Here is a 15,340-nt window from a genome sequence, read left to right on the forward strand (position 1 = left end):
GCCGCTGGCACGCCTCGATTTGAACCGATTCTTTGGCTGCCGCGACAATGGTGAAAGCCTGATGTCCCGGAGCCCTATGCCATGTGCGGCACGCATCCTTCCGCGCAAATGCTCTCGTTTGCAAAAATCTCGTTTCGCTCGCTCCTGCTCAGCGCGGCAATGAGCGTCGTTCTCGTCGCCCCTGCTTCGGCCGGCGTCGATTGCGTAATCGGGAGCAAGGCCGCTCCGGCTGAGCTGATCCCGGCCTGCAGCGCCATCATCGACCAGGCCTCGAATCCATCCCTCGATCGCGCCGCGGCATTGCTGGTGCGCGCCGACGCCAATGCGCGAACCTCGGGCGCCCTCACGCAGGCGCTGCGAGATATCGATCGCGCCATCGCACTCGATGGCAAGAACGCAAAAGCCTGGCGCCTGCGCGGTGATCTCCTGCGCGAGGCCGGCGGCGATCTCAACCGCGCCGCGGCGGACCTCAGCAAGGCCATCGAGCTCGATCCGCAGGATTCGGAATCTTACGAGCTGCGCGGCGTCGTCTACACCAACCAGCACCGGCTCGACCGCGCGCTTGCCGATTACGACCAGGCGATCAGGCTGAAGCCTGACAATGCACAGGCCTGGTCCGACCGCGGCGTGACCTATTATCTCGGCGGCGACAACGAGAAGGCGATCCGCGATCTCAGCGAGGCGTTGCGCCTCGATCCGAACCGGCCGCGCAGCTACACCAATCGTGGCGCCGCCTACAAGAAGCTCGGCCAGCTCGACAAGTCGGTTGCCGACGACGGCGAGGCGATCCGGCTCGATCCGAAAGTGCCCGAATATTACGACAATCGCGGGCTGGCGCTGGCCGCGATGGGGGAGTACGACAAGGCGATTGCCGATTACGATCAGGCGCTCCGGCTGGCACCGCGGCCGAATTTCTTCACAAACCGCGGCGATTCCTACCACCTGAAGGGCGAGCTTGGCGCGGCGCTGAGCGATTACGAGGCCGCGCTGAAACTCGATCCGAATTTCGCGCTGACCTACAACAACCGCGCCGTGCTCTACAAGAAGATGGGCGAGCGCAAGAAGGCGCTGGCCGACTACGAGACCGCGCTGCGGCTCGATCCCGGCAACGACAATGCGGCCGGCGGCCGCCGAACCATGATCGCGGAGATCGCGAAATTCGGCGGCGAGCCGCTGCGGCCGCTCGCGGCGAATTCCGGCAATGGCCCGTCGTTCGATTGTGCCACCGCGAAGCGCGAGGTCGAGAAGGTGATTTGTGCCGATCCGCAGCTGGGGGTGCTCGATCGCCAGATCGCCGAGACCTACGAGCGCGTGCTGAAATCGGCCGGGTCCCGCTTCGCCGGCGGCCTCCGTCGCACCCAGCGCGATTTCCTCACCACCCGCAATACGAGCTTCGGCCGCCCCGGCTATGATCTCAGGAAGGTCATGCAGGAGCGGCTGCAGCGGCTGAATGCGATGGATAGCTGAGCATTGTTCTTTTCAGCTTGAACCGCGGCCCGTTCCCGGGAAAATACCCCTCAAACAAGGCCGGTACTTGATCCCTGTCATGGCGGGACGTCTGTCCTGCAACAAGGTCAAGGCCAGGCGAATAAGGGAACGGGAGCGCGGGAATGAACGTCCGAGGAAACATCGACGGAAAAAGTCTCTATCACGAGGTTTATGCGCGCTCGCTGGCTGACCCCAAGGGCTTTTGGGCCGAGGTGGCCAAGGAGATCGACTGGATCGAGCCACCGAAAAAGATCTTCGATCCCTCGCAAGGCGTCTACGGCCGCTGGTTCAGCGGTGGCGTCGTCAACACCTGCTACAACGCGCTTGACCGTCAGGTCGAACGCGGCCGCGCCGACCAGGTCGCGCTGATCCATGATTCGCCGCTGGCAAATAGCGTCACCAAATTCACCTACGCCGAACTGCTGGCCGAAGTGCAGGCGCTTGCCGCCATCATGCAGGATTTTGGTGTCGCCAAGGGCGATCGCGTCATCCTGTATATGCCGATGGTCCCCGAGGCCGTCGTCGCGATGCTCGCCTGCGCGCGCATTGGCGCGGTGCACTCCGTGGTGTTCGGTGGCTTTGCCGCGAAAGAGCTCGCCACCCGCATCGACGATGCGCAGCCAAAGTTGATTCTGTCGGCGAGTTGCGGCATCGAGCCCGGCCGGATCGTGCAGTACAAGCCGCTGCTCGACGAGGCGATCAGGCTTGCGGGGGCAAAGCCGAAGGCCTGCATCGTGCTGCAACGTCCGCAGCTCGTCTGCGCCCTCACGCCCGGCCGCGACTATGATTGGGCGGGCCTGCGCCGCAAGGCGATGAACGACGGCAAGAAGGCGCCTTGTGTGCCCGTCGCCGCTACCGATCCGCTCTACATCCTCTATACGTCAGGCACGACCGGCATTCCCAAGGGTGTCGTGCGCGACAATGGCGGCCATCTCGTCGCGGTGAAATGGTCCATGTTCAACCTTTATGGCGTCAAGCCGGGCGAGGTCTGGTGGTGCGGCTCCGACATCGGCTGGGTGGTCGGCCACAGCTACATCGTCTACGGCCCGCTGCTGCATGGCGCGACCTCGATCATGTATGAGGGCAAGCCGGTCGGCACGCCCGATGCCGGCGCGTTCTGGCGCGTGATCAGCGAGCACAAGGCCGTCGCCTTCTTTACTGCGCCGACCGCGTTCCGCGCGATCCGGAAAGAAGATCCGGAAGGAAAATTCATCCGGCAATACGACCTCTCGACGTTCCGCACGCTGTTCCTGGCCGGCGAGCGCGCCGATCCGCCGACGGTGGAATGGGCGGAGCAGCAGTTGAAAGTGCCTGTGATCGACCATTGGTGGCAGACCGAAACCGGCTGGTGCATCGCCGGCAATCCGGTTGGCTTAGGTCAGCTGCCGGTGAAGCACGGGTCGCCGACGGTGCCGATGCCGGGCTATCAGGTCGACGTGGTCGACGAAGCGGCAAAGCCGGTCGGTCCGAACACCATGGGTTCGATCGTCATCAAGCTTCCGATGCCGCCGGGCTGTCTGCCGACGCTGTGGACTCAGGACGAACGGTTCAAGGAAGCCTATCTCACCGAATTCCCCGGCTACTACAAAACGTCGGATGCCGGCTACAAGGACGACGACGGCTATGTCTTCGTCATGGGCCGCACCGACGACATCATCAACGTCGCCGGCCATCGGCTCTCCACCGGCGGCATGGAGGAGATCCTGGCTTCGCATCCCGATGTCGCTGAATGCGCCGTGCTCGGCGTCAAGGACGCGATCAAGGGCGAGGTGCCCTGCGGCTTCCTGGTGCTCAAGGCGGGTGTGAAACGGGCCCCGGCCGAGATCGAGAAGGAGATCGTCGCGCTGGTGCGCGACAAGCTCGGTCCCGTTGCCGCGTTCAAGCTCGCCATCACCGTCGGCCGCCTGCCCAAGACGCGATCCGGAAAGATCTTGCGCGGCACCATCAAGAAGATCGCAGATGGTGAAGCTTGGACCATGCCGGCGACGATCGAGGACCCCAAGGTGCTGGACGAGATCGGCGATGCGCTGAAGGGGCGGGTGTGAGGTTTGCAATGGGGCTTGAATAGGCCGCATTTTTCCGCTCAATCCTCATCCTGAGGACCTGGCGCGCGTCTCGAAGGATGAAAGGCCCCGCTGCGGCAGCTTGGCCTGCATGGTTCGAGACGCCCGCTGCGCGGGCTCCTCACCATGAGGATGAAGGGCCTGCCATGAATTCGAAGCCGTTTCTAGCGATTGCATTTGCGGGCCTCATTCTCTCCGCCTGCTCCGCGCGCTACCAGACGCCGGTGGCGATGGGCGGCGATGATGACGACGCGGTCTGCCAGAGCCGCGGCTATGCGGCCGGATCGCCCGAATACGTGGCGTGCCGCAAGGACCGCGACGTCCAGCGCAGTTCCGCGACCACCCGCGCCGACCGCCGCCAGCGCGACCTCGGCGAATACATGCTGAACCATCCGGACCGGCCATAAAGGCTGCGCTGCGCCGCTGCGCTCGCAATGACGAGGTTGCTGAAGCTTCTTGCGTCAGACTAAAAACGCGGCGAGTTTCCCCGCCGCGTTTGCATTCGATGACGACTGAAGTGGAAGGATTACTCCTCCTCCTGGTCCTGCTTCTTGCCGCCGAGCGTCTTCAGCTTGGCGAACACAGCATCGACGTTGAGATCGTCGCTGGACCTCTCCGCGGGTTCGTACTCGTCCTTCTTGGTGGTTTCTGAGGCCGGCAGCAAAGTGGCGCCGCCATAGGCTGCGTCGATCGGCTTTTCCTTCGCCGCGCGCGCGACCTCGAAATCGAGCTCGATCTGCGAGCAGAGGCCGAGGGTGACGGGATCGATCGGCGTCAGCTGGGAGGTGTTCCAGTGGGTGCGATCGCGGACACTCGCGATCGTACTCTTGGTCGTGCCGACCAGGCGCATGATCTGGGCGTCCTTGAGCTCGGGATGGTTGCGCAGCAGCCAGAGGATGGCGCTCGGGCGTTCGTGGCGGCGCGAGACCGGGGTGTAGCGCGGGCCCTTGCGCTTGGGCTGCGGCGGCAGCACCACCTTGCTCTCCTGGAGGCGGAGCCGGTAGTCCGGGTTGTTCTCGCCCTTCTCGATTTCCTCGCGGGTCAGCTGGCCATTGGAAAGGGGATCCATGCCCTTGATGCCCTGGGCGGCGTCGCCATCGGCGATCGCGCGCACCTCGAGGGGGTGCATTTTGGTGAAATCGGCGACCTGATCGAAGGTCAGCGCGGTATTGTCGAGCAGCCAGACGGCGGTCGCCTTGGGCATCAGAGGTGCGTTGCTCATGGCAAATCTCCTTTGTGCTTCGCCCACCCCTTTGGAGGCGAAACCGGTGGTCATCAGCGATGACTGGGAATTCGCGCTATATAAGCCCGGAGGGGCTAGCCACGCAATGGTTCTGCTATAGATAGTGCCTTGACAGCGCCCGAAAGGGGGCCCAATTCCCTCTGAAGTCTCTGTAAGACCGTACCCAAGCCCTGTTCATCCATCGACCGCTTCCCGCCCATTTGGCGAGGTGATTCGGTCCCGAGATCGCTCAATGTCAGCCAAACCAGACCTCAAGATCGTGCTTTGTTCTCCCCGTGGCTTCTGCGCCGGGGTGGTCCGGGCGATCGACACCGTGGAACGGGCGCTCGATAAATACGGCGCCCCCGTCTATGTTCGCCACGAGATTGTGCACAATAAATACGTCGTCGATGGGTTGAAGAAGAAGGGCGCGATCTTCGTCGAGGAACTCGCCGAGATCCCGGAAAACACCACCGCGCCGGTGGTGTTCTCGGCCCATGGCGTGCCGAAATCGGTCCCGGCCGACGCCACCTCCCGCAATTTGTTCTCGCTGGATGCGACCTGCCCCCTGGTCACCAAGGTGCACCGCGAGGCCGCGATCCATTTCAAGCGCGGCCGCGAGATCTTCCTGATCGGGCATTCCCATCATCCGGAGGTGGTGGGCACGCTCGGCCAGCTCCCGACCGGCGCCGTGACCCTGATCGAGACTGCCGAGGACGCCAAGACCATCGCCCCGAAGGACCCGAACAACCTCGCCTTCGTGACCCAGACCACGTTGTCGATCGACGACACCGCGGAGATCGTGGCGCTCCTGAAGGAACGCTTCCCGAACATCAACGGGCCGCACAAGGAAGACATCTGCTACGCCACCACCAACCGCCAGCTCGCGGTGAAGAAGGTGGCGCCGGTGGTCGACGCCCTGATCGTGGTCGGTGCGCCGAACTCGTCGAACTCGCAGCGCCTGCGCGAAGTCGCCGAACGCGAGGGTTGCCCGATCGCCGTGCTGGCGCAGCGCGCCACCGAAATCGACTGGAAGCGGTTCGAGAACATCACCAGCCTCGGCATCACCGCGGGTGCCTCGGCACCGGAAGTGATCGTCGAGGAGATCATGGACGCGTTCGCCGAGCGCTTCACGCTGCATGTGGAGACGGTCTCGGCCGCGGAAGAGAACGAGTTCTTCCCGCTGCCGCGCCAGGTGCGCCCCGAAGCCGCCGCCGAGTAGACGTTCATGGCGGTCTACACCGACGTTGCCGCCGACGAGCTTGCGGACTTCCTCAACCAATACGATCTCGGCGAGTTGCTCTCCTACAAGGGCATCGCCGAGGGCGTCGAAAATTCCAACTTCCTGCTGCATACGACCAAGGGGTCGTTCATCCTCACGCTCTATGAGAAGCGCGTGGCGAAGAACGATCTGCCGTTCTTCCTCGCGCTGATGACGCATCTTGCCGAGCACGGCGTCAACTGCCCGCTGCCGGTGAAGGGAACGGACGGCGAGGCGTTGCGCGAGCTGTCGGGCCGGTCGGCCGCGATCATCACCTTTCTCGAAGGCGTCTGGCCGCGCAAGCCGAACGCGGTCCATTGCGCCGGCGTTGGCGAGGGGCTCGCCAGGATGCATCTGGCCGGCGCGAATTTCGCGATCAGGCGTGCGAACGCGCTGTCGGTCCCGGGCTGGCGGCCGCTGTTCGATGCCGCATCACACCGGGCCGACGAGGTGCAGCCCGGCCTGCGCGCGTTCCTGAGCCAAGAGCTCGACTACCTCGAGAGCGGGGTCTGGCCGACGCTTCTGCCCGAAGGCGTGATCCACGCCGACCTCTTCAACGACAACGTCTTCTTTCTCGGCGACAAGTTGTCAGGGATCATCGACTTCACTTTCGCCTGCAATGACTGGCTCGCCTATGATGTCGCGATCTGCCTCAACGCCTGGTGCTTCGAGCCGGATCATTCCTTCAACGTCACCAAGGCGCGGGCCTTCCTCAATGCCTATGGCCGCGTGCGAAAGCTGTCCGAGCCGGAAGAGGCAGCGCTGCCGCTGCTCGCGCGCGGCGCTGCGATGCGCTTCCTGCTGACGCGGCTGGTCGACTGGCTCAACGTTCCGCCCGGCGCGCTGGTTCGGCCGAAGGATCCGCTGGAATATGTCCGCAAGCTGCGCTTCCACCAGAGCGTTTCCAGCGTGCGCGACTACGGGCTGATGCCGTCGGGGCTGGTGGCGTGAGCGAGCTTCCGATTGTCACGATCTACACCGACGGCGCCTGCTCGGGAAATCCGGGGCCCGGCGGCTGGGGCGCGATCCTGAAGTTCGGCGACAAGGAAAAAGAACTGAACGGTGGTGAGCGCCACACCACCAATAACCAGATGGAATTGATGGCGGCGATCTCCGCGTTGGAAGCGCTGAAGAAGCCGTGCACGGTCGATCTCTATACCGACAGCCAATATGTCCGTCAGGGCATTACCGGCTGGATCCACGGCTGGAAGCGCAACGGCTGGCGCACCGCCGACAAGAAGCCGGTGAAGAATGTCGAGCTATGGCAGCGCCTGGATGCCGCGCTGAAGGCCCATGACGTGCGGTGGCACTGGGTCAAAGGTCACGCAGGCCATCCCGAGAACGAACGCGCCGACCAGCTCGCGCGCGACGGGATCGTGAAGGCGCGGTTGCAGCAGAGGCTGGCGGAGTAGGCGCGCGGTCGGCGCTCCTTCCTCATGCTCCGCCGTCATCGCCCGGCTTGACCGGGCGATCCAGTACGCAGCGGCCTCTCAATTCAACAACAACTGCTCTGGAATACTGAATGCCCCGCTTTCGCGGGGCATGACAGAGTCGTTTGTGGCTGAAAGCGGCGTCTAAAGCTTACAGCTGCCCGAGCAGCGTATCGCCGCCGGACACCTCGACCTTGCCGGGCATCGCCTCGAGGTTCAGCTTCTTGACCACGCCGTCCTCGACCAGCATCGAATAGCGCTTGGAGCGGATGCCGAGACCGTTGCCGGAGGCGTCGAGCTCCATGCCGATCGCCTTGGTGAAGTCGGCATTGCCGTCGGCGAGGAAGATGGCCTCGTCGCGCTGGTCGGTATCGCGCTTCCAGGCGTTCATGACGAAGGCGTCGTTGACGGAGACGATGGCGATGGTGTCGACGCCCTTGTCCTTCAGGGCGTAGGCGTTGAGGAAAATGCTCGGCAGATGCATCTTGTGGCAGGTGCCCGTATAGGCGCCGGGCACCGCGAACAGCGCCACTTTCTTGCCCTTGAAGATGTCGTCGGTGGTCTTCACCTGCGGGCCTTCGGCCGTCATCACGCGGAATTTCGCCTCGGGCAGTTTGTCGCCAGTCTGGATCGCCATCGTCAGTCTCCCTGAAAATCGGTCCCGCTTTTTAGACCGTGCGGCGGCGCTGCACAATGTTGCCGGTAGGGCAGGCGGTGAGGGCGGGACCCTTCACCGTTATGTCATCAGCCGGCGAACCCGCCGCCGTCGAGGAAGGCCTGCTCGTCCGGGGTGGTGTCGCGGCCGAGCAGATGGTTGCGGTGGGGGAAGCGGCCAAACCGCCGGATGATGTCGGCGTGCTCACGCGCGTATTTCAGATTTTCGGCATTGTCGGTGTTTTGAAACAGCGCGACGCAGTGCAATTGGTCGGGCAGGTGCTCGGAATGCATGAAGGGCAAATAGAGGAATTCGAGCAGGACCGGATCGATCCTTTGATCTGCGCCCCGCGCAATGGCGCGGCGGGCGACGTCGCGCGCCAGCGCATCGCTGGCAAAGGCCTGCGACGTGCCGCGAAACATGTTGCGCGGAAACTGGTCGAGCACGATGACGAGCGCGAGTGCGCCCTCATCGGTCGCCTCCCATGACGAGAGTTCGCCGGCGACCGCCTTCTGCCACAGCGCGAGAAAGCGGCGCCTGATCTCCGCGTCGAATGCGTCGTTGCGCTCGTACCAGGCATCGCGGCCGGCCTCGCGCCAGAAGGCGAGGATGCCGGCCGGACTGATGTTGCCGTCGTCGGTCATGAACGAAAGAGGCGCTTACGCCGCCTCCGCCTTCTTCTCGTCGCGCAGCTGCCGCCGCAGGATCTTGCCGACATTGGTCTTCGGCAGGTCGGTGCGGAATTCGATGTGCTTGGGCACCTTGTAGCCCGTCAGCTGCTCCTGGCAGAACTTGACCAGGGCCTCCGCCGTGAGGTTCGGGTCCTTCTTGACCACGAACGCCTTCACCGCCTCCCCCGACTTGGAATCGGGAATGCCGATGACGGCGCATTCGAGCACCCCGGGGTTGCTCGCGATCACTTCCTCGATCTCGTTCGGATAGACGTTGAAGCCGGAGACCAGGATCATGTCCTTCTTGCGGTCCACGATCTTGGTGTAGCCCTTCTCGTCCATGATGCCGATGTCGCCGGTGCGGAAATAGCCGTCCGCGGTCATCACCTTGGCCGTCTCCTCCGGCCTGTTCCAGTAGCCCGACATCACCTGCGGGCCCTTGGCGCAGATCTCGCCGGGCTGGCCGAGCGGCATCTCGTTGCCGTCGTCGTCGCGGATCGAGATCCAGGTCGAGGGCACGGGGATGCCGATAGTGCCGTTGAACTCCGGATTGGTCGTGGTGTTGCAGGTCAGCGTCGGAGATGTCTCCGACAGGCCGTAGCCTTCGGCGATGGAGCAGCCCGTGATGGCCTTCCACTGCTCGGCGACGGGGCGCTGCACCGCCATGCCGCCACCGTTCGAGATCTTCAGCTTGGAGAAGTCGAGCTTTTTGAAGTCGGGATGATGCATCAGGCCGTTGTAGAGCGTGTTCACGGCAGGGAAGTTGTTGACCTGGTACTTCGCCAATTCCTTGATGAAGCCCGGGATGTCGCGCGGATTGGGGATCAGGAGATTGCAGCCGCCGGCGCGCACCGCGAGAAGGTAGCAGGCTGTCAGCGCGAAGATGTGATAGAGCGGCAGCGCGCAAACGACCATGAGTTGATCGACATGCGGCGGCGCGGCCATCGCCGGCTGCAGCCAGGCGTCGTTCTGCAGGACGTTGGCGACGATGTTGCGATGAAGCAGGGTGGCGCCCTTGGACACGCCGGTGGTGCCGCCGGTATATTGCAGGAAGGCGACGTCGCCGGGTGACAGCTTCGGCTTGTTGAAGGCCAGAGAGCGGCCGGCGGAGATCGCGTCGTTGAAGGACACCGCGCCCGGCAGCGACCATGCCGGCACCATCTTCTTGACGCGGCGGACGACCAGATTGACGATCACTCCCTTGAAGCCGAGCAGGTCGCCCATGCTGCCGACGATGACGTGCTTGACTTGCGTCTTGGCGATCACCTGCTCGACGGTGTGGGCGAAGTTCTCGAGCACGATGATGGCTTCGGCGCCGGAATCCTTGAGCTGGTGCTCGAGCTCGCGCGGCGTGTAGAGCGGATTGACATTGACCACCGCGAAACCGGCGCGCAGCACGGCTGCGGTCGCGACCGGATATTGCAGCACGTTCGGCATCATGATCGCGACGCGGGCGCCGCGTTGCAGGCCGCGCCCTTGCAGATAGGACGCCATCGCCAGCGACATCTGGTCGAGGTCGCGATAGCTGATCGACTTGTCCATGCAGATGAACGCCTTGCGGTCGGCGAACTTGGCGAAGCTCTCCTCCAGGAGGTCGACCAGCGATGAATATTGCGTCGGCTCGATATCGGCGGGGACGCCGGGCGGATATTGCTTAAGCCAGATGCGCTCCATGGAAACTCCCCTCATTGACCAGAGCCCGTTGTGTCTCGGGCTTGCCTCGTTGCCGTCAGTATCGAGCCTGCCGGAACGGGTGGCAAGCGGTCGAGGCTTAGGACAAACGTCAGGGAGTGGCTACCGGAATCCTTGCAAATGGCGCTGCCGCAACTGCGAAGTGCGGCGCGGTCTCGCCTCGCGTCGGCTGTTAACTGTTGTTGGCGGGCTTGGCGGGCTTGGTCGCGGCCTTGGGCTTGGCGGGCTTGGCCGCCTCGCCGCTCACCGCAGGCTTTGCCACCGCATCGGGCTTGGCTGCGGCATGCTTGGTACCGGCCGGCTTAGCTGCGGACTTGCCGTCGGCCGGCTTTGCGGCCGCCGCCGTCTTGGCATCGGGCTTCGCCGCCGCCGTCTTGGCATCCTTCGGCTTGTCTGCCGCGTCGGGCTTTTTGGCGACGCGCGACTTCTTGCCACGCGGCTTTGGCGTGGCCTGCTGGTCGGCATCGGCCGCGACCGCCGCGATCAGGGCGGTCCCGGTGCGGGTCGGACCGGTATACACCAGCACGGGCTCGGCCGCCGCCGGGGCCGAGGCCATCAGCTCGGAGGCCTTCATCAGAGGCGGCTGAAGCCCGGCCGTGAAGAAGGTGACTTGGGCTTCGCCGCCGGTGGCCGAGGCGGACCCGGACGTGCCGCCATTGGCCGCGATCAGCGCGTCGTCATCGTCGCTGGCCGGCCGCTTGCGATGGCCGCCGCACATGTCGTCACGCAGGTTCGGCGGCGAGGCGTCGACCGGGACCAGCTTGTCAACGGTGCCGAGCGAGGGGCGGAGCCAGGTGAGATTATCTTGCGAGAAGCCGCGCTCCAGCAGCTGCGCCGCCTTCACCGCGCGCGCGGTCCCGGAGTTGGCGCCCAGCACGACGGCGATCAGCCGGCGGCCGTTGCGGGTGGCCGACGCGACGAGATTGTAGCCGGAGGCGCAGATGAAGCCGGTCTTGAAACCGTCGGCGCCGGGATAGCGGCCGATCAGCTTGTTGAAATTGCCGGTGACGCGCTTGCCGAAGCGGATTGCCGGAATGTGCACGAAGTACTCGTACTCGGGCAGGTCGCGCAGGAACGAGCGCGCGAGAATGCCAAGATCCCGCGCGGAGGTGATCTGTCCGTCGGCGGGCAGGCCGTTCGGATTGACGTAGCTCGTCTGCGTCATGCCGAGCTTCTGCGCCGTGTCGTTCATCAGCGCCGAGAAACCATCGATCGAACCGCCAACGCCTTCGGCGAGCACGACGGCCATGTCGTTCGCCGATTTCACCATCATCATCTTGAGCGCGTTGTCGACGGTAAGCTGCGTTCCCGGGCGAAAGCCCATCTTCGAGGGCGACTGCGAGGCTGCCGTCGGCGAAACCGTGAGCAGTGTGTCGAGTGTGAGCTTGCCGTCCTTGACCGCCTTCAGCGTCACATAGGCGGTCATGATCTTGGTGACGGAAGCCGGATACCAGGGAATGGTCGCGTTCTCCGCCTGCAGCACCTTGCCGCTATCGGCCTCGATCAGGAGCAGCGCTTCGGCGCTCGCCGCGCGCGGCGCGAGCAACGCGGCACACGCGAGTGCCGCGGCGAACAGGTTGAACAGGGATTGACGAAGCAGCGGGCGAAGAGCGTGCACTATCCGATTCCGGTCCTTGGAGACCCGCCGGTTCCGGTCGGCTCTCGTGATCTGATGTTCGGTTCTGAAATCCAGCGCCGCCGCTTGCGGCGCCGCAAACCTATACCGGCTGGTGCGTCGGGAATAGGGGCATCAGCCGGGTATTCCGCAATGAAATGGGCCGAATTTCGACGATACGATGGGGACTTGCCAAGGCGGCTTGTTAAGGCGACTTGGCGGCCGTCGCGGCAGCCTCAGCCGCTGTCACGCTGGCCCGTGCGTTCTCCTGAACCATGAATTGAGCCCTGGCGAGGTCGGCGAAATGGCCGCCTTTGGCCACGAGTTCATCGAAAGTTCCGCTTTCGATCACGCGCCCGTTCTCGAACACCAGGATACGCGTGGCATTGCGGATGGTGGAGAGACGGTGGGCGATCACGAAGGTGGTGCGGCCCTTCATCACTTCGTCGAGAGCGGTATTCACCTTGGCCTCGGTGACGGCGTCGAGTGCGCTCGTCGCCTCGTCCAGGATCAGGATCGGCGGATCCTTCAGCAGTGCACGTGCGATCGACAGCCGCTGGCGCTCACCACCCGACAGCATCCGGCCCCGCTCGCCGGCATTGGTCTCGAAGCCGCCGCTGCGCTCGATGAATTCGAGCGCCTGCGCGCGCTCCGCCGCCTTGCGCATCTCGGCCTCGGTGGCGTCCGGCTTGCCGACGCGCAAATTCTCCGCGATCGAGCGGTTGAACAGCAGCGCCTCCTGAAAGACCACGCCGATGTTCCGCCGCAGCGATGTCAGCGTCACCCCGCGCACGTCCATGCCGTCGATCCTGATGAAGCCGGACTGCGGATCGAAGGCGCGATGCAGCAGCGCAATCGCCGTCGACTTGCCGGCGCCCGTCGCGCCGACCAGTGCGATGGTCTGGCTGGGAAGCGCGGTGAAGGAGAGGTCCTCGACCGCCGGCCGCTTGCCGTCATAGGAGAAGGTGACGTCGTTGAATTCGACGAGGCCGGAGAGCCGACCCGCATCGATCGCGTCGTGCCGGTCGTGCACCGCAGGAACCGCATCGAGCACGTTGAAGAACTCGCGCAGGCGCGGGGCTTCCATGAACACGTTGTTGATGAAGCTCACGACCTGCTCCAGCTTCTGGATCAGAAGCGTCGCGAAGCTCACGAACATGACGATCTCGCCGACAGAGGTCAGCCCCTGGTCGTGCAGCGCGATGCCGAAAGTGAAGATCGCGAGCACGGTGATCGTGGTGGAGGCGCGCGTGATGACGGTGACGAGTGCCCACCACGACAGCACCGGCATTTGCGCCGCTAGCAACTCGTCGGCGACGGAGCGCAGGCCCTTCACCTCGGATTCGACGCGGACGAAACTCTGCACCAGCGCGACGTTGCCAAGGGCGTCGGACGCGCGCGCGGAGAGCTCGCTGTAGTGCTCCTCCACCTCCATCTGCATGCCGAAGGTTCTGCGCACCACGAAGGTGGTCAGCGCGGTGAAGACGATGCAGAGCACGAACAGCAGGATTGCAAGCCGCCAGTTCAGGTAGAGCGATAGCGGCAGCAGCACCACGACCGAGAGGATCGCGGCAAAATGCTCTCGAAAGAAGCCGACCCATAACCGCCACAGCGCATCTGTGCCGTTCAGCATCACCTTCATCAACCGGCCCGAATGGGTGCCCGAATGGAAGGTCAGAGGCAGCTGCAGGATGTGCTCGAAATAGTCCGTCAGGACCGCCTGCCGCTGGCGGTGGGAGAGCCGGTCGGCCTGCAACGCTACGACCGCGCTGCAGACGATGGTGAACAGTCCGAACGCGACCCATGCAACCAGGAACGGCCAGGCCGAGTTGGAGCCTGCGACCGTCTTGCCGGAGAGCACATCGACGATCCGGCCGAACAGCACCGGTTCGGCGAATTGCGAGCCCGCAAGCAGGAGATTGACGACCGCAAGCAGCCAGCCCAGCCGTGCCTCCTTACCGAGCAGCTCGAGAACGCGGGTGTAGAGGCGGAGAATGGGCATGGGCGAGGAGCTCGGGCGGCTGGAACGGAGTGAGCGCATACTCTAATCAGGGATCGCCCGTGAGATATAGCGGAAGCTGTCGGTTTTGCTCAGTTGATCAACCGCCCTGCAACTGGCGGCAAGAACCCGCTGTCGAAGATGTCGCCCGCCGCCGGCCGGTTGCGGAATTTGAAATCCTGCCCGATCTGGTCGATCGCGCGATCCATGCGCGCCGGGTCGATGTCGCCGAGGCCGTTGCGACGGACCTCGTCCGTCAGGATGTTGTCGACGAGGACGGTGCGCAGCCGCTCCAGCTCAAGATCGCGATCGCCGCCGTCGATGCGGCTCGCGGCTTCGTCCGCCGCACGCGCCGGGTCCTTGACGGTCGCGTTGATGCCGGCGATCAATGCGCGGACGAATCCCTTCACGGTGTCCGGCTTGGCCGCGGCGAAAGCCGGGTTGACCACGACGGCAAAGCCATAGGCCTCGCAACCATAATCGGCATAGCGAAGCGCGACGAGATCGCCGCCTGGCACGCCGCGGTCGCGCAGGTTCACTGCCGAGAGATAGCTGAAGCCGGCGACGGCATCGACCTGTCCCGCGGAGAGGATCGGCTCGCGCACCGCGGCGCTGATCTTGTGGAATTTCACGTGAGCCGTGTCGATGCCGTTCTGCTGCGCCAGCGCCGGCCACAGCCGCATCGACAGATCGCTATCGGCAACGCCGACGGTTTTGCCGTCCAGGTCGGGCAGGAGGTGGATGCCGCGGCTCCTGCGGGCGACGATCGCGTAGGGCGCGCGGTTGAACAGCACGAATACCGCCTTGACCGGGGTCGCATCCTTGTCGCGGAAGCGGATCAGCTCGTTGATGTCGACGAGCGCGAGCTCGCTGTTGCCCTTGGCGACGCGCGCAAGCGCCTCCGGCGATCCGGCCGCGCTGCTGAAGGAGACGTTGAGACGTTCGGCGCCGAAGCTGCCGTCCTTGGCGGCAAGAAAGAACGGCGCCATGCTCGCATCGATCGGGCGGTCGAAGGTGAAGTGGATCGCAATGGAGGGCACGACGGTCTCGGCCGCGGTAGCATCGCGCGCAGTCAGCACCGCAAGCGAGATTGCAGCGGCCAGCAGACCGCGAAGAGCAATTGTCGTGAATTCGAACATCAGTCGCGCCGGTCCGGTGTTGTTATGGCTTGGTGACGCTCGGAGCGCCGGCTGGCGACAAGCTTGTTCGCGCCAACATGAACGGCGGATGAGCGGCGGTTGCGT

Annotated in this window: 13 protein-coding genes; 6 read left to right on the forward strand and 7 right to left on the reverse strand. The window is 64.4% G+C overall.

What is annotated here, in order from left to right; all coding sequences use genetic code 11:
- The first annotated feature begins 81 nt into the window (after positions 1-81).
- The 3 genes from IVB50_RS32815 to IVB50_RS32825 all read left to right on the forward strand — a co-directional run bounded on the left by IVB50_RS32815 (position 82) and on the right by IVB50_RS32825 (position 3,958).
- A complete protein-coding gene (locus tag IVB50_RS32815) occupies positions 82-1,467 on the forward strand; it encodes a tetratricopeptide repeat protein (protein ID WP_018453133.1) in 1,386 nt (461 codons plus the stop codon).
- A gap of 143 nt (positions 1,468-1,610) precedes the next feature.
- Complete coding sequence (locus IVB50_RS32820) at positions 1,611-3,533, forward strand: propionyl-CoA synthetase (protein WP_247299249.1); 1,923 nt, start codon at positions 1,611-1,613, stop codon at positions 3,531-3,533.
- A gap of 164 nt (positions 3,534-3,697) precedes the next feature.
- Positions 3,698-3,958, forward strand: coding sequence for a hypothetical protein (locus IVB50_RS32825; protein WP_018453135.1), 261 nt, complete (start codon positions 3,698-3,700; stop codon positions 3,956-3,958).
- 119 nt (positions 3,959-4,077) lie between these two features.
- Here IVB50_RS32825 and IVB50_RS32830 read toward each other — a convergent pair whose 3' ends face one another.
- Positions 4,078-4,773, reverse strand: a complete 696-nt coding sequence (locus IVB50_RS32830) for a cell cycle transcriptional regulator TrcR (protein WP_007597507.1) — start codon at positions 4,771-4,773, stop codon at positions 4,078-4,080.
- 253 nt (positions 4,774-5,026) lie between these two features.
- On the opposite strand from IVB50_RS32830, the gene ispH reads away from it, so the two are divergent.
- From ispH to rnhA, 3 genes are read left to right on the forward strand one after another with little or no spacing between them, the layout of a single operon-like run.
- Positions 5,027-5,995 (forward strand): 4-hydroxy-3-methylbut-2-enyl diphosphate reductase, encoded by a 969-nt coding sequence (gene ispH / locus IVB50_RS32835; RefSeq protein WP_007597506.1) that lies wholly within the window; start codon positions 5,027-5,029, stop codon positions 5,993-5,995.
- A 6-nt stretch (positions 5,996-6,001) separates the two neighbouring features.
- Positions 6,002-6,985, forward strand: coding sequence for a homoserine kinase (locus IVB50_RS32840; protein WP_018453137.1), 984 nt, complete (start codon positions 6,002-6,004; stop codon positions 6,983-6,985).
- Positions 6,982-7,446 carry a ribonuclease HI gene (rnhA, locus tag IVB50_RS32845; protein WP_018453138.1) on the forward strand — a complete coding sequence of 155 codons (465 nt, stop codon included), beginning with the start codon at positions 6,982-6,984 and terminating at the stop codon, positions 7,444-7,446. The genes IVB50_RS32840 and rnhA overlap by 4 nt, the downstream gene beginning before the upstream one ends.
- A 169-nt stretch (positions 7,447-7,615) precedes the next feature.
- On the opposite strand, the gene IVB50_RS32850 is transcribed toward rnhA, so the two are convergent.
- The 6 genes from IVB50_RS32850 to IVB50_RS32875 all read right to left on the reverse strand — a co-directional run bounded on the left by IVB50_RS32850 (position 7,616) and on the right by IVB50_RS32875 (position 15,235).
- Entirely contained in the window at positions 7,616-8,101 is a 486-nt protein-coding gene (locus tag IVB50_RS32850; RefSeq protein WP_018453139.1) for a peroxiredoxin, read from the reverse strand.
- Positions 8,102-8,208: 107 nt separating this feature from the next.
- The gene (locus IVB50_RS32855; protein ID WP_018453140.1) at positions 8,209-8,763 is read right to left on the reverse strand and encodes a DUF924 family protein; all 555 of its coding nucleotides are present in this window, start codon (positions 8,761-8,763) and stop codon (positions 8,209-8,211) included.
- A 15-nt stretch (positions 8,764-8,778) separates the two neighbouring features.
- A complete protein-coding gene (locus IVB50_RS32860) occupies positions 8,779-10,464 on the reverse strand; it encodes a long-chain fatty acid--CoA ligase (RefSeq protein WP_018453141.1) in 1,686 nt (561 codons plus the stop codon).
- 190 nt (positions 10,465-10,654) lie between these two features.
- Positions 10,655-12,100 (reverse strand): D-alanyl-D-alanine carboxypeptidase family protein, encoded by a 1,446-nt coding sequence (locus IVB50_RS32865; protein WP_085361117.1) that lies wholly within the window; start codon positions 12,098-12,100, stop codon positions 10,655-10,657.
- Positions 12,101-12,302: 202 nt separating this feature from the next.
- Positions 12,303-14,099, reverse strand: coding sequence for a glucan ABC transporter ATP-binding protein/ permease (locus tag IVB50_RS32870; protein ID WP_018453143.1), 1,797 nt, complete (start codon positions 14,097-14,099; stop codon positions 12,303-12,305).
- Between the two features lie 89 nt (positions 14,100-14,188).
- Positions 14,189-15,235, reverse strand: a complete 1,047-nt coding sequence (locus IVB50_RS32875) for an ABC transporter substrate-binding protein (protein WP_018453144.1) — start codon at positions 15,233-15,235, stop codon at positions 14,189-14,191.
- Between the last annotated feature and the right edge of the window lie 105 nt (positions 15,236-15,340).

The sequence above is a fragment of the Bradyrhizobium sp. 87 genome, from assembly GCF_023073015.1.
Taxonomy (GTDB): Bacteria; Pseudomonadota; Alphaproteobacteria; order Rhizobiales; family Xanthobacteraceae; genus Bradyrhizobium; species Bradyrhizobium canariense_D.

Bases quoted from the DNA above. Each gene is read 5' to 3' on its own strand.
- IVB50_RS32840 (WP_018453137.1), top strand. From the start codon at position 6,002: ATGGCGGTCTACACCGACGTTGCCGCCGACGAGCTTGCGGACTTCCTC.
- IVB50_RS32825 (WP_018453135.1), top strand. From the start codon at position 3,698: ATGAATTCGAAGCCGTTTCTAGCGATTGCATTTGCGGGCCTCATTCTC.
- IVB50_RS32850 (WP_018453139.1), bottom strand. From the start codon at position 8,101: ATGGCGATCCAGACTGGCGACAAACTGCCCGAGGCGAAATTCCGCGTG.
- IVB50_RS32830 (WP_007597507.1), bottom strand. From the start codon at position 4,773: ATGAGCAACGCACCTCTGATGCCCAAGGCGACCGCCGTCTGGCTGCTC.
- IVB50_RS32815 (WP_018453133.1), top strand. From the start codon at position 82: ATGTGCGGCACGCATCCTTCCGCGCAAATGCTCTCGTTTGCAAAAATC.
- IVB50_RS32820 (WP_247299249.1), top strand. From the start codon at position 1,611: ATGAACGTCCGAGGAAACATCGACGGAAAAAGTCTCTATCACGAGGTT.
- IVB50_RS32860 (WP_018453141.1), bottom strand. From the start codon at position 10,464: ATGGAGCGCATCTGGCTTAAGCAATATCCGCCCGGCGTCCCCGCCGAT.
- IVB50_RS32870 (WP_018453143.1), bottom strand. From the start codon at position 14,099: ATGCCCATTCTCCGCCTCTACACCCGCGTTCTCGAGCTGCTCGGTAAG.
- ispH (WP_007597506.1), top strand. From the start codon at position 5,027: ATGTCAGCCAAACCAGACCTCAAGATCGTGCTTTGTTCTCCCCGTGGC.
- IVB50_RS32875 (WP_018453144.1), bottom strand. From the start codon at position 15,235: ATGTTCGAATTCACGACAATTGCTCTTCGCGGTCTGCTGGCCGCTGCA.
- IVB50_RS32855 (WP_018453140.1), bottom strand. From the start codon at position 8,763: ATGACCGACGACGGCAACATCAGTCCGGCCGGCATCCTCGCCTTCTGG.